Origin of the sequence: Methylobacterium sp. 10 (assembly GCF_000519085.1) — a bacterium.
Taxonomy (GTDB): domain Bacteria; phylum Pseudomonadota; class Alphaproteobacteria; order Rhizobiales; family Beijerinckiaceae; genus Methylobacterium.
Window position 1 is genome coordinate 685,475 of sequence record NZ_KI912577.1, and the last position, 12,652, is coordinate 698,126.

Annotated in this window: 11 protein-coding genes; 4 read left to right on the plus strand and 7 right to left on the minus strand. The window is 69.8% G+C overall.

Going from position 1 to position 12,652, the window contains the following annotated elements; all coding sequences use genetic code 11:
* Positions 1 to 233: 233 nt before the first annotated feature.
* Together K368_RS0103175 and K368_RS0103180 are read left to right on the plus strand one after the other, a co-directional pair.
* Complete coding sequence (locus tag K368_RS0103175; RefSeq protein ID WP_027171126.1) at positions 234 to 1,121, plus strand: aldose 1-epimerase family protein; 888 nt, start codon at positions 234 to 236, stop codon at positions 1,119 to 1,121.
* Entirely contained in the window at positions 1,118 to 1,801 is a 684-nt protein-coding gene (locus K368_RS0103180) for a TenA family protein (RefSeq protein ID WP_027171127.1), read from the plus strand. The genes K368_RS0103175 and K368_RS0103180 overlap by 4 nt, the downstream gene beginning before the upstream one ends.
* Here the strand turns inward: K368_RS0103180 and K368_RS23785 are convergent.
* On the minus strand, positions 1,774 to 2,631 hold the full coding sequence (locus K368_RS23785) for a class II glutamine amidotransferase (protein ID WP_051439732.1): 858 nt from the start codon (positions 2,629 to 2,631) through the stop codon (positions 1,774 to 1,776). The genes K368_RS0103180 and K368_RS23785 overlap by 28 nt on opposite strands.
* Before the next feature lie 255 nt (positions 2,632 to 2,886).
* Between K368_RS23785 and K368_RS0103190 the strand changes: the two genes are divergently transcribed.
* Positions 2,887 to 5,439 (plus strand): ABC transporter ATP-binding protein/permease, encoded by a 2,553-nt coding sequence (locus K368_RS0103190; RefSeq protein ID WP_027171128.1) that lies wholly within the window; start codon positions 2,887 to 2,889, stop codon positions 5,437 to 5,439.
* A gap of 133 nt (positions 5,440 to 5,572) precedes the next feature.
* Positions 5,573 to 6,766 (plus strand): murein L,D-transpeptidase family protein, encoded by a 1,194-nt coding sequence (locus K368_RS0103195; RefSeq protein WP_027171129.1) that lies wholly within the window; start codon positions 5,573 to 5,575, stop codon positions 6,764 to 6,766.
* A 111-nt stretch (positions 6,767 to 6,877) separates the two neighbouring features.
* Here the strand turns inward: K368_RS0103195 and K368_RS0103200 are convergent, their stop codons facing one another.
* The 6 genes from K368_RS0103200 to K368_RS0103225 form a co-directional block, all read right to left on the minus strand.
* On the minus strand, positions 6,878 to 8,101 hold the full coding sequence (locus K368_RS0103200; RefSeq protein ID WP_027171130.1) for a divergent polysaccharide deacetylase family protein: 1,224 nt from the start codon (positions 8,099 to 8,101) through the stop codon (positions 6,878 to 6,880).
* A gap of 161 nt (positions 8,102 to 8,262) precedes the next feature.
* Positions 8,263 to 9,585, minus strand: a complete 1,323-nt coding sequence (locus K368_RS0103205; protein ID WP_018041691.1) for a S41 family peptidase — start codon at positions 9,583 to 9,585, stop codon at positions 8,263 to 8,265.
* A complete protein-coding gene (locus tag K368_RS0103210) occupies positions 9,585 to 10,916 on the minus strand; it encodes a peptidoglycan DD-metalloendopeptidase family protein (protein WP_027171131.1) in 1,332 nt (443 codons plus the stop codon). Before K368_RS0103210 ends, K368_RS0103205 begins: the two co-directional genes overlap by 1 nt.
* A 62-nt stretch (positions 10,917 to 10,978) precedes the next feature.
* A complete protein-coding gene (rlmH, locus tag K368_RS0103215) occupies positions 10,979 to 11,479 on the minus strand; it encodes a 23S rRNA (pseudouridine(1915)-N(3))-methyltransferase RlmH (protein ID WP_027171132.1) in 501 nt (166 codons plus the stop codon).
* Positions 11,480 to 11,511: 32 nt separating this feature from the next.
* A complete protein-coding gene (gene rsfS, locus K368_RS0103220) occupies positions 11,512 to 11,943 on the minus strand; it encodes a ribosome silencing factor (protein ID WP_197030972.1) in 432 nt (143 codons plus the stop codon).
* A gap of 73 nt (positions 11,944 to 12,016) precedes the next feature.
* Positions 12,017 to 12,628, minus strand: coding sequence for a nicotinate-nucleotide adenylyltransferase (locus K368_RS0103225; protein ID WP_036265925.1), 612 nt, complete (start codon positions 12,626 to 12,628; stop codon positions 12,017 to 12,019).
* Positions 12,629 to 12,652 lie beyond the last annotated feature (24 nt).

A 12,652-nucleotide genomic window follows, 5' to 3' on the forward strand; every position in this document is an offset into this window, starting at 1 on the left:
GTATCAGGCAGGCGGACCGGGTTCGGCCGACCGAATCAGCTTGGCTATATATTGTATGCCTGACTTGCCGGGGCGGTCGTATCGGTAATTTGGCGCGGCGCCGCGATTTCTCCGCGGCGGTGAACGCTGAAACGTCCGCTCCCGCCGATGTTGAGGCTGGACCGGCGCTCCGCCTGCGGCCACAACCACGCCAGCGTGACAGCCCCGAGCGTGAAAACCCCGAGGAAGACGACATGAGCGACCGCATCACTCTCAAGGCCGGCGACGGCACCGTGGCGGTGGTCTCGTCGGCGGGTGCCGAGCCCGTCTCCTGGCAGGTGGGCGGCCGGGAGTATCTCTGGAGCGGAGATCCGGAGCATTGGAACCGCCATGCTCCCTGGCTCTTCCCGGTGGTCGGCGCCTCGTCCGGCGGCGTGGTCCGGGTGGACGGCACGGCCTATCCGATGGGCCAGCACGGCTTTGCCCGCGACCTGCCCTTCGCCATCGTTTCCCAGAGCGACGACACCGTCACCCTGCGCCTCACCGAGAGCGAGGCAACACGCGGCCACTACCCCTATTCGTTCCAACTCGATATCACCACGCGGATCGGCCCGGCCCATCTCGATTTCGAAATCTGGATCGAGAATACCGGTGAGGTGCCGCTGCCCTACGCGCTGGGCTTCCATCCGGCCTTTCCCTGGCCCTTCGCCGGTGGCGAGCGCAAGGCGGGAGGCGGCTACGCGGTGGAGCTCGAGCACCCCGAGCGGGCGATGGCGCCCGAGGTGGGGGATGGCGGCCTGCTCCTGCGCCGGGAGCGGCCGTTCCCCCTCGACGGGCGGATACTCCCCCTCGATCCGGACCTATTCGCCGAGGCCATCGTCCTGCGCGATGCGGCGAGCGCGCGGATGCGCTTCACCGCCCCCGACGGCAGCGCCATCCGCATGAACGTCTCGGACTTCCCGCATCTCGCCATCTGGACGAAACCGACGGCACCGTTCCTGTCCCTCGAATGCTGGACCGGCCATGCCGACTGGGCCGGTTTCGGCGGCGACCTGACCCGCCGGGATTCGCAGCGCCTCATCGCCCCCGGCCAGCGTGCCCGTCACGGGGTCAGCCTCACCCTGGAAGGTCCGCGCTCATGATCCGCCCCACCGACGAGAACGGCTTTGCGGCCGAAGCCTGGACGCGGAACGAGGCAGCCTACGAGACCATCCGCACCATGCCGTTCAACGCGGAACTCGCCGCCGGCACCCTCGGCGAGGCGCGCTTCCGCCACTACATCCTGCAGGACGCACATTATCTCATCGGCTTCGGCCGGGCGCTAGCGATGGCGGCGGCGAAGTCGCCGGAACCGGAGGGCATCGTGCAGTTCGCGAAAGCCGCCGAGACGGCCATCGTGGTCGAGCGCTCGCTCCATGGCGGGTTCTTCCGGGATTACGGCATCTCGGCCGAGACCTTCGCCGCCACGCCGCTGTCGCCGCCTTGCGACCACTACGTGTCCTATCTCCTCGCCACGGCCTACGGCGAACCCTACGAAGTGTTGGTCGCCGCCCTGCTGCCGTGCTTCTGGATCTATGCCGAGATCGGCACCGACATCCTGTCGCGGGCGAGTACTGGCAATCCCTACGCCGCCTGGATCGACACCTACGCGGGAGAGGAATTCGGCACCGCCGTCGCCGAGATGATCGCAGCCACGGACGCCGCCGCGCGGGATGTCTCGCCCTCGCTGCGGGCGCGGATGCACCGTGCCTTCACCCGCGCGACGCAGCTCGAATGGATGTTCTGGGACGGGGCCTACCGCGACGCGGCCTGGCCGGTCTGACCGTCGGGACGCCCGCTCCCGGAACAGGGGGGAGGAACCCGCACCGGCTTCGGCGCTCCCGGCTTGACGATGCGGACGATGCCGTCGCGCAGGGAGAGCATGTGGCCGCGCTCCACGTCGGTCCAGCACTCGTCGCGGGTGAGCGCCTTGGTGGCGATGACCGTCACCACGTCGTCGGTCCGCGTCTCCTGCGCGAAATCCACGTGCCAATCCTCGTCGATGAGGGTCGCGGTGCCGAAGGGCGCGCAGCGGGTGAGGTAGCACAGGCGCTTGCCGCAATGGGCGTAGAGCGTCCGGCTGTCGCTGAGCAGCATGTTGAACACACCGAGCCCGTGCAGCTCGGCGCAGAGTTCGGCCACGGCGCTGTCGAGCCGCGCAGGGCTCGGCAGGCTGGGATAGCGCGCCTGCAGCCGGTCGAGCATCCAGCAGAAGGCGTATTCGCTGTCGGTGGAGCCCACCGGCTTGAACCAGGTGAGCGGCCACTTCTTCACGCCCTTGAGCTGGCCGTTATGGGCGAAGGTCCAGCGCCGTCCCCAGAGCTCGCGGCTGAACGGATGGGTGTTCTCGAGCCCGACCCGACCGCGATTGGCCTTGCGCACATGCGCGATGACGATCCGGCTCTTGATCGCGTAGTCGCGCAGGAGCTTGGCCAGCACCGAGCGCGCGCTCGGCTCGGGCTCGTGGAAGGCGCGCGCACCCCGCCCCTCGTAGAAGGTGATGCCCCATCCGTCCGCGTGGGGCCCGGTCTCGCCGCCGCGCCGGGCGAGGCCCGCGAAGGAGAAACGGATGTCGGTGGGCACGTTCGCGCTCATGCCGAGCAATTCGCACATGGAAAATCTTGCAGCTTCTGGCGATGCGCTTGCGACGAGAAAGCGGACTATGGGGGGGATTGGGCGCCAAGGACGCCGGGGAGACACAAACCTAGGAGTGTTTGGCACGCCGAACAACCTCGGAGGCGCATGTGCCGGGCGACACGACAAGATTCCTCACCGGTGGACTCGCGCCTTCCCTGCCCGGCGGCGATCCTCTAAGCCGACCTCGGATGATGGACCGTACCCGGCGCGGGCCGCCGGAGGGAAACGTCGATGGATCGTGATCCGATCGTCTTCGCCTGGAAGTCGGCGCGGACACTCCAGGTTTCCGCCATCGCCCTGACGCTGGGAATCGGCCTTCCCCTCGCCCTCTTCGCCCTGCTCTGCCTGCGCGATCTCGTGAGCGTCCTGGTCCAGGCACCGGCGCAGACCGTCCCCTTCCTCCGGATCGCCATGGAACGGCCCTGGAACGCGGCCGGTGGGCCGGCCCTGGTGGCCGTCTCCGGCTGGCCCCTTCCCCCCGTCGACGTGATCCTGTGGGCGCTGACCGGCCTCGCCGCCGTCGCGGTGCTCGCGGCGGCCCTGGGCTGGATCGTGGCCCGCCTGTGTTTTTCCGCCCAGTCCCGGACGATCCGTTTCCTCAACGAGCGGGTGACCACGGCGATCCTGCATGCCCCCACCGCCGCGCGGGACGAGGCCCGCAGCCTGACGCAGCATGTGGGCGCGATGCTGGCGCGGATCGACACGCTGTTCGGCCTCGGCGTCGTCGTCCCGGTCACCGCTCTGGCCGCCATGATCCTGGCCCTCGCCATGGCCGGCCTCGCGGCCCCGAGGCTGGTGCCGGCGGTGGCGGTGGGCCTTCTCGCTGCCGCCCTCGCCCGCATCCTGATCCTCCGCCGCACCCGCGAGCGGACGATCCTGCGCCTCAGTTCCGGCGTCTCGGCGGAACGGTTCCTCTCCGACCTCATCCGGCGGGTTCCGGCGGTGCGCGCTCATGGGGCCGAGGCCTTCGAGCGTGGCCGCCTCGCGGACAAGGGAGCGGCGATCCGCGATGCCCTTGCGTCCGCCGAATCCTCCCTCGCCTTCGCGCGGGCGCCCTCCCTGGCCCTCGGCGTCCTGCTTCCCGCCATCATGCTGGCCGTGGCCCTGTGGCGCGGCGAGAGCGGCACCGCGCCTCCGGTGGCGCCGGGCGCCCTGGTGACGGCCGGCGGCGGCTTCGCCCTGGCCGTCCTCGCCCTCGCGGTGACCCTGCGCCTGCGCTCGATCCACGAGGGGGTGTCCCCGGTCTTCCGCGATCTCGCGGCGACCCTCGTCTCCCTGGAAAGTCGCGGCAGCTACAGGCCCGGCCCCTTCGCCGCTTTGCCGAAGGGCGGGGCGCTGGCCGCATCGGGGGTCGGCGCCTACGATCCCGCCAGCGGGGAGCGCCTCACCGGTGTCGACGTCACCGTGGCGATGCCCTCCCATCTGGCGATCGTGGGCGAGCGCGGCAGCGGCGCGCGGGCGCTGGCCGCCCTGCTGGCCGGCCAGCTCGAACCCACCGCGGGGTCGGTGACCTATGACGGGATCGACCTGCGCAGCCTCGATCCGGCCGAGCGGGCCAGCCACATCGCCCTGGCGGGCGCCGAGGCGATCCTGATCGAGGGCACCTTGGAGCAGAACATTCTCTACGGCGCGGCGCGCCAGGAGCGTCCCTCGGAGGCGGACCTCATCGAGGTGCTGCGCCTGACCGGGCTCGACGCCTTCGTCTATGCCCGCGGCCTCGAAGGCACGGTGGACCCGGCGGCCGAGCCGGCCGTCGCGAAGACGATCGTCGCCGCCCGTCACGCCGTGCGCGAGGCCCTGGTGGCGGACAAGGCGGCGCGGCTGGTGGAGCCGTTCGATCCCGCCCGCTACAACCATCAGGCGACGGTGGGCGAGAACATCCTGTTCGGCGAGGCCGTCGGGTCCGCCTTCTCCGGCAGCCATATCGCCGCCCATCCCTACCTGCGCGCGGTGCTGGAGGCCGAGGACCTGACCCGGCCCTTCACCGAGATCGGGCTGCAGGTGGCGCGCAGCACCATCGAGATCTTCGCCGACCTGCCGGACGACCACCCCCTCTTCGATGCGTTCTCGCTGTTCCCGGCGGCCGAGCGCGGGTTCTTCGAGGATCTCGTCAGCCGTCAGCCGGAGGCGAAAGGCTGGCGCCGGGGACCGGCAGGCCAGCGTGACCGCAAGCGCCTGATCGGGCTGGCACTCCGCTACAGCGAGACCCGGCACCGGTTCGGCCTGATCGACGCCGCCTTCGAGGACCGCATCGTCGCCGCGCGCCATTCCTTCGCGCGGCTGATGCCGCAGAGCCTGCGCGCGAGCGTCGAGTTCTACGATCCCACCCGGCTGAATCCCGCCGCCAGCCTGGAGGAAAACCTGCTGTTCGGCCGGATCAACGGCGAGGAGGCGGGGGCCGAACAGCGCGTGCGGGCGCTGGTACGCCGCGTCCTCGTCCAGCAGCATCTCGAATCCGCCGTCTACCGGCTCGGCCTCGCCAGCCGCGTGGAGCCGGGCATGGGCGGCGGCGGGGCGAGCCTCGGGGAGAACGCCATCGGTTCGCGCGAGCGCATCGGCATCGACCTCGCCCGCTGCCTCGTGCGCAAGCCGGACATCGTGGTCGTCGCCATCGCCCTCGACGACGGCAAGGCAGCCGAGATCAAGGAGCGCCTCGCCAGCCTGCGCGCGGCGAGAGCCGGTCGCGGCCTCATCGTCTGCCTGCCGAGTGCCGACCCCCTCGATGCGAACGATCCCTTCGGCGCGGTGCTGCATGTGGAGCGCAACACTGTGCTCGCCGCCTGACACGGTGAGGACAAACCAACGGAACGGGCCCCCTCCCCTATTGCCGCCCCATTGGGATGGGATAGGCAGGGAAGCGTGCACCTCGCTGCACGACGCTGGCGGCAAGTCGGCGGATCCCTCTCCAGGGCCGGGCATGGTCGTTCTACCCTCGCCACTCATCCCGCCCCGCGCCGTCGCCTGGCTTCTCCTGTTCGCTCTGCCTCTCGTGGTGCCGGACATCGCACGGGCGCAATCGGCCAAGGCCACCGCGCCGATCCCGGCGGCGACCCTTGCGCTGATGAGCCAGAAGGGCACCAGCGCCTCGGCCCCGGTCCTGTTCAGGGCCTACAAGAAGGAATCCGAGATCGAGGTCTGGAAGAAGGCCGCCAACGGGCGCTTCGTCCTCGTCAAGACCTTCCCGATCTGCCGCTGGTCGGGCCAGCTCGGCCCCAAGCGCAAGACCGGCGACCGACAGACGCCGGAGGGGTTCTACACGGTGCCCCAGCGCCAGATGAATCCGAATTCGAGCTACTACCTCTCCTTCGATGTCGGCTATCCCAATGCCTACGACCGTGCGCAGGGCTCAACCGGCTCGGCCGTGATGGTCCACGGCGTCTGCTCGTCGATGGGGTGTTTCGCCATGACCGACCAGGTGGTCGGCGAGATCTACGCCATCGCCCGCGACGCCTTCGCCGGCGGGCAGGCGGCGTTCCAGTTCCAGTCCTTCCCCTTCCGGATGAATGCGGCGAACATGGCGCGCTACCGCACGGACCCGAACATCGCCTTCTGGCGCCAGCTCAAGGAAGGCTCCGATCGGTTCGAGGCCACGAGCGAGGAGCCCAACGTCACCGTCACCGCCGGCCGCTACGCCTTCCTCCCCTACAAGGACCCCGCCCTGGAATCCCTGGTGACGGCGCGCCGGGTGCAGGAGGAGGCGCGCATCGCGAGCCTCGTGGAGGAAGGGAGTGCAGCCGTGCGCACCACCTATTCGGACGGGGCGCAACATCCGTTCTGGGCCGCCCTCTCCGCCAAGGGCGTCTCCCTCGGCGATGTCAGCCGACCCGAGGCCCTGGCCTATGCCGGCCAGGACGTGATCGTGATCCCGGCCCAGCGCCGCCCGATCCTCGTCGCCGAGGCGGTCTGGTCGCGCTGGATGGCGGCGGCTTCGGTTCCCGCGCTCATGCGGGTGCGCGGGTTCAAGCCGGCCTACGAGCAGGCACCGCCGCGCTTCGCCGCCCTCGTCATGCGCTACGACCAGACCCTGCCGACGATGCTCTCGGCCTCCCTCGCCGGACAGATGCCGGCCCCGACCCCGCCGGCCATCGTCGAGACCCTGGCGCAGCGCTGACGCGCATGCGGATGAGCGGGTTCCCCTCTCCCCGCAAGCGGGGCGAGGGGATGCTCACGCAGGGATCGCATGCGGTGGGTCGGCTCAGCTGAATGACACCGCCGCACCCACTCACGGTCCCGCGCTCGACAGGCGCGCGGGTGGCGTCCCTCGCAGGGCGGTGCTGACGGGGACGAGGCGAACGCCGCGGGCTTCGAGGTCGCGTGACCAGCGGGCGATCCGCTCGATCGTCATGGGCATTGCCCCGGCGGAGGCCAGGGCGAAGCCGTTGGCCTTGGCCTGGGCTTCGAGCCGGGCGAGTTCGCGGTCGATCGCCTCGGCCTGGGGCATGGCGTCGAGGACGATCTCGGCGCGGGCGACGGGAACCTTCAGCTTGCCGCCGAGAGACGTCGCCAGGGAGCGCGACGAGGTGCCGTCATCCACGAAGCCGAGCCCCCTGGCGCCGATCTCGCGCAGCACCGGCTCGAAGGCGGCCGCATCGCCCTCGAGCTTGGCCCCCATGAAGTTCACGACGCCGACATAGCCTCCGAACCGGCTCATCGCCCAGGACAGCCGGTCGAGATTCTCAGGCGGGCGCGAGCTCGTCAGCAGGGTCTGCGGGCCGGGATCGCTGTCGGGATAATCGAACGGCTCCATGGGCGCCTGGACCAGGATCTCGTGGCCGAAATCGCGGGCGCGGGCGACGCTGCGTTCGAGATCGCCGCCATAGGGCGAGAAAGCGAGGCTGATTGCGGGCGGCAGCTTGGTGATGGCACCCGCCGTCGCTGCCTGCCCGACACCGAGGCCCGTGACGAGAAGGGCGATGCGCGCGCCCGGTACGCCCGCATCGGAATCGGGACGGGCATAGACGTCGAGGGGCCGGCGGCGGCCCTCGCCGATCTTCGGCACGCTGCCGTGGCGGCCCCGTTCCATCAGCCGGGGATCGGGGGCGGCGAGACGCACGGGCTCGGCATTGGGCACGCGGATGATCACCGCATCGGTGGGCGCCGCGGTGCCGGCCGGCCGCACCACCTGGACACCCGATGCCGTTTCGACCTCGCCGGCCGAGCGCGCGGCCGATGCCGGAGGCTCGGGTGCTTTCACCACCGGGGGAGGCGCGGCCGGTTCGCGCAGGGTGATCGTAGCGACGGCGGACGGCTCGCCGCCCTGGGGATCGCCGGTCATCGCCAGGATGGTGCCGCCGACGGCGAGGCTCGCCACCGCCATGGCGACCACGGCCGCCGGGCTCATCCTCGGCATCGAGACGGCGCGCAACCGCTGGCCGAGCGAGCGGGGCGCCGCAGCATTCACGGTTCCCAGCGGACGGGTCAGGATGTCGTCGGTGGCCACGGTCAGCCGTTTCCCTGAGGGCTCGCGACCGACGGATGCTGGGCGCGCACGATGCGAGAAACGAAGCGGCCCGCAGAGTCGGTTCTCACCGACATTGCGGGCCGCGCTGGTTAACGTTTGTTTAAATCCGACGACACGAGTCGCGTTTCAGGACAGTACCGGGATCGTCAGTTCGGAACGGCGGCCTTGGGCGTGTTGGCCGCGCCCTTCTGGATGCCGCGGATGAAGTCGACGGCGGCGATGAGCTGCTTGTCCTTGGCCGGATCCGGCGGGACGTAAGCCGATGAACCGCCGCGCTCCTCGACGTCCTTCTGCTTGAGGTGACCCTTCAGGCCGGCCTCGCCCTTGGTCTCGTCCTTGCCCTTCAGCTCGTCGGGGATCTCCTGCAGGACCTCCTGGTCCGGCTCGATGCCCTTGGCCTGGATGGAGCGGCCCGACGGCGTGTAGTAGCGCGCCGTGGTGAGGCGCAGCGCGCCGCTGCCGCCTAGCGGAATGATCGACTGGACCGATCCCTTGCCGAAGGAGCGGGTGCCGAGCACCGTGGCGCGCTTGTGATCCTGCAGGGCGCCGGCCACGATCTCCGAGGCCGAGGCCGAGCCGCCATTCACCAGGACGACGATGGGCTTGCCCTTGGTGAGGTCGCCGGACTTGGCCGAGAAGCGCTGGGTCTCGTCCGGGTTGCGGCCACGGGTGGAGACGATCTCGCCCCGGTCGAGGAACGCGTCTGAGACCGACACGGCCTGATCGAGGAGGCCGCCCGGATTGTTGCGCAGGTCGAGGACGTAGCCCTTCAGCTTGTCCTGGCCCACTTCCGTGGAGAGCTTGTCGATGGCGTTGCGCAGGCCGTCATAGGTCTGCTCCGTGAACTGCGTCAGGCGGATGTAGCCGACATCGCCGCCCTCGGCCCGCGAGCGCACCGGCTTGATCTTGATGACGTCGCGGTTGAGCACGACGTCGATGGGATCCTTGGACTCCTTGCGGGAGATCTTGAGCTTCACCGGCGAGTTCACCGGTCCGCGCATCTTGTCGACGGCCTGGTTCAGGGTGAGGCCCTGGACCTGATCCTCGTCGATCTGCGTGATGATGTCGTTGGTGAGGATGCCGGCCTTGGAGGCGGGGGTATCGTCGATGGGGCTGACCACCTTGATCAGGCCGTCCTCCATCGTGACCTCGATGCCGAGGCCGCCGAACTCGCCCTTGGTCTGCACCTGCATGTCACGGAAGCTCTTCGAGTCCATGTAGCTCGAATGCGGGTCCAGCGAGGTGAGCATGCCGTTGACGGCCGCCTCGATCAGCTTGGCCTCGTCGGGCTTCTCGACATAGTCGGTCCGCACCTTCTCGAACACGTCGCCGAACAGGCTGAGTTGGCGATAGGTCTCCGCGGAGGCCGCCACCGCGCTGGTCCCGGAGAGCAGGTGCGTCTGGGTCGCGAGGAGGGAGGAACCGACGCCAAGAAACGCGCCGGCCAGGACTAGGGAAATCTTGCGCATTATCCGCGAACCTTCTCGCTGGGGCTCTTCGCCCACCACGGCTCCGGATCGATGGAGCCGCCGTCTTTCCTGAACTCGACGTATAGAACCGGCCCGTCACGGTCGCCCGGAGCGGCGCCCTGGCCGCCCTCACCCATGGCCGCCACCGGTTCCCCCGCAAGCACGAACTGTCCGACCTCGACGCTGATCTGATCCATACCGGCCAGCAGCAGATAGTAGCCATCGCCGGCATTGATGATCAAGAGTCGTCCATACGAGCGGAACTGCCCGGCGAACGACACCCACCCATCGGACGGAGACGAGACCACCGCCTTCGGGCGGGTCGCGAGCGATATGCCGCGGGTCGTTCCGCCATTGCCGTCGGGCTGGTTGAAGCTGCGCAGGGTCGCGCCGCTCACCGGCTTGGGCACGTCGCCGCGTGTATCGACGAAGCGAATCTTCGGGGCGAGTCGCGCGGGATCGCGTGCGCCGGCCGCCGCGAATCGCTCCTGGGTCGCCCGTGCCTCCCGCGTTTCGGCGGCGCGCGCCTCTTCCGCCGCCCGGCGCGCCGAGGCGACCTCGTTCTCCATCCGGTCGAGGAGTTCCTTCAGGCTTTTTGCCTGGATACCGAGCTCCGCCGTGCGTGCGCGCTCGGTGACGAGACCGCTCTCCACCTCGGCGAGGCGCGTGCGGCGGGCCGTGATGAGGGCGTTGATCCGCTGCTGCTCCCTAGCCCAGCCGGTGAGGTCGTTCTGCAGGCCTTCCCGGTCGGCGGCGATGAGCCCCTTCAGCCTCACCATCTCGGTGAGGTCCGCGGCCAGGGTCTCGGCCTCGCCGCGCAGCTCGGGCACCACGGCCCCGAGCAGCATAGAGGTGCGGATGACGGCGAGCACGTCCTCCGGCTGGACCAGGACGGCCGGAGGCGGCCGCCGGCCCATGCGCTGCAGGGCGGCGAGGATTTCGGCGATGACGCCCCGTCGCGCTTCGAGGGAGCGGCGGATACCGGATTCGCTGGCGGTGAGCGTCTTCAGGCGCTCCTCCAGCCGGCTCATCCTGTCCTCGGTAGCCTGCGCCTGGCGTGCGGCATCGAGGAGGGCGGCATTCAGCTTGGCCCGGTCTCCGGCGACCGAGGCGATCTCCGCTTCGAGCTTGGCCCGGGCGCCGGTGGAGGCGGCGAGCTGCTCCTCGATCCGCTTCAGGGTCTCGGCGCGGCGGGCCTTCTCGTCGATGGCGCGCTGGATCGCGTCGGCGGCGGCGGCATCCTGTGGTTTCGGCGCGTCCTGCTGTTTCGCAGTGTCCTGCTGTTTCGCAGCGTCTTGGGCGTGGGCACGACCGAGCGCCAGAACCGCCATCGCCGCCAAGGCAGCGATGCGGATCGCTCCGCCGTCAGGCCCGCGCCGCGCGTATCCGCCCCTCATGCGTCGATGTCGCCCCGGTGATAGGGATGTCCCGCAAGGATCGTCAGCGTCCTGTACACCTGCTCCAGGGCCAGCACGCGCACAAGGCCGTGAGGCAGGGTGGCCGCCCCGAAGGCGAGGGAGAGGTCGGCGCGCGCGCGCACTGCCGGCGCGAGCCCGTCCGCGCCGCCGATGGCGACGACGAGGGTCGCCGTGGCCGCATCGCGCCAGGATGCGATCCGCTCGGCGATGCGCTCGCTGGTCCAGTCCGAGCGCCCGCGCTCGTCATAGACCAGCAGAACGCTCGACGAGGCCGGGGCATGGGACAGGATCGCCGCCCCCTCCTCCACGCTGCGGTCGACGGGACGCCGGGCCCGGCTCTCCGGGATCTCGACGACGTCGCAGGCGGTGAGACCCAACCCGCGACCCAACTGGACCGCCCGGTCACGGTAGCGCGAAGCCAGATCCCGCTCGGGGCCGGGCTTGAGGCGGCCCACCGCCGTCACCAGCAGACGCACGCGTCAGGCGCCCCGCGCCACCGGGCCGGTACTCAGCCGGCCAAGAGGTCGGTGGTGGGACGATCGGCGCCCCACATCTTCTCGAGATTGTAGAAGCCGCGGACTTCCGGGCGGAAGATATGGACGATGATGTCGCCCGTATCGATCAGCACCCAATCGCAGGCGGGCAAGCCCTCGACCCGGGCCGTTCCGAAGCCCTTGGACTTCATTTCCTGCAGGATCCGGTCGGCGATGGCGCTGACATGGCGCTGCGAGCGGCCGGAGGTGATGATCATCGTGTCGGCGAGCGAGGTCCGACCGGCGAGATCGATCTCGATGGTCTCCTCGGCCTTCATGTCTTCGAGACAATCGAGCGCGAGCGCCTTGAGATCGCCGATCCTCTGATCGGTGGCGTGGTCGGAACCTGTGGTTCCGGAAGGGTGCGAATCGGTCAGTGTCTCGATTCCCGAAGTGACGGCGGTCATTTTACCTGAACAATCTATAGTCTGGAGAGAGTGGAACGATCACTCTCCGTTTTCAAGAGTCGCGACGCGCTCGTCATCGTGCGGCCCGGAGGGCCGTGGACGACAGGGTCGAGCGCGGGCCATGGAGAAACACCCAGGCCGGGGGTTCGAGATCGGCGAGGAGACCCGCATCCGATTCGTCGATGCGCCACCGTCCCATCGCCTGCGCCCCTCGGGCGCTCGGCGCCGTCAGGGTGAAGCCCGGCCTATCGATGATCGCGATCGGCATCGTGGCGGCGATAGCACGAAAATCACGCCAGCGGTGAAATGCCGCGAGACTGTCGGCTCCCATGATCCAGACGAAGCGCACGGCGGGGTGGCGGGCCTGGAGGTAGGCGAGGCTCTGGCGGGTATAGCGGGCGCCGATCCGCGTCTCGAAACCGGTGATGGCGATGCGCGGATGGTCGGCGACGGCGGATGCCACCGCGATCCGCGTCTCGAGGGGGGCGAGAGCCGTGCGGTCCTTGAGCGGGTTGCCGGGGGTGACCATCCACCAGATGCGGTCGAGCCGCAGCCGTTTCAGCGCCACGAGGCTCACATGGCGATGGCCGAGATGGGCTGGATTGAAGGACCCGCCATAGAGGCCGATCCGCAGGCCGGGCACGGCGGGAGGCAGCCGGACGAGCCCCTCCGCCTCAAGCCGCACGGGTGGAGCCGGCGAGCCGCATCA

What these genes read in the sequence shown, in the direction of transcription:
- K368_RS0103175 (WP_027171126.1), top strand. Translation starts at nt 234, where the DNA reads ATGAGCGACCGCATCACTCTCAAGGCCGGCGACGGCACCGTGGCGGTG.
- K368_RS0103180 (WP_027171127.1), top strand. Translation starts at nt 1,118, where the DNA reads ATGATCCGCCCCACCGACGAGAACGGCTTTGCGGCCGAAGCCTGGACG.
- K368_RS23785 (WP_051439732.1), bottom strand. Translation starts at nt 2,631, where the DNA reads ATGTGCGAATTGCTCGGCATGAGCGCGAACGTGCCCACCGACATCCGT.
- K368_RS0103190 (WP_027171128.1), top strand. Translation starts at nt 2,887, where the DNA reads ATGGATCGTGATCCGATCGTCTTCGCCTGGAAGTCGGCGCGGACACTC.
- K368_RS0103195 (WP_027171129.1), top strand. Translation starts at nt 5,573, where the DNA reads ATGGTCGTTCTACCCTCGCCACTCATCCCGCCCCGCGCCGTCGCCTGG.
- K368_RS0103205 (WP_018041691.1), bottom strand. Translation starts at nt 9,585, where the DNA reads ATGCGCAAGATTTCCCTAGTCCTGGCCGGCGCGTTTCTTGGCGTCGGT.
- K368_RS0103210 (WP_027171131.1), bottom strand. Translation starts at nt 10,916, where the DNA reads ATGGCGGTTCTGGCGCTCGGTCGTGCCCACGCCCAAGACGCTGCGAAA.
- rsfS (WP_197030972.1), bottom strand. Translation starts at nt 11,943, where the DNA reads ATGACCGCCGTCACTTCGGGAATCGAGACACTGACCGATTCGCACCCT.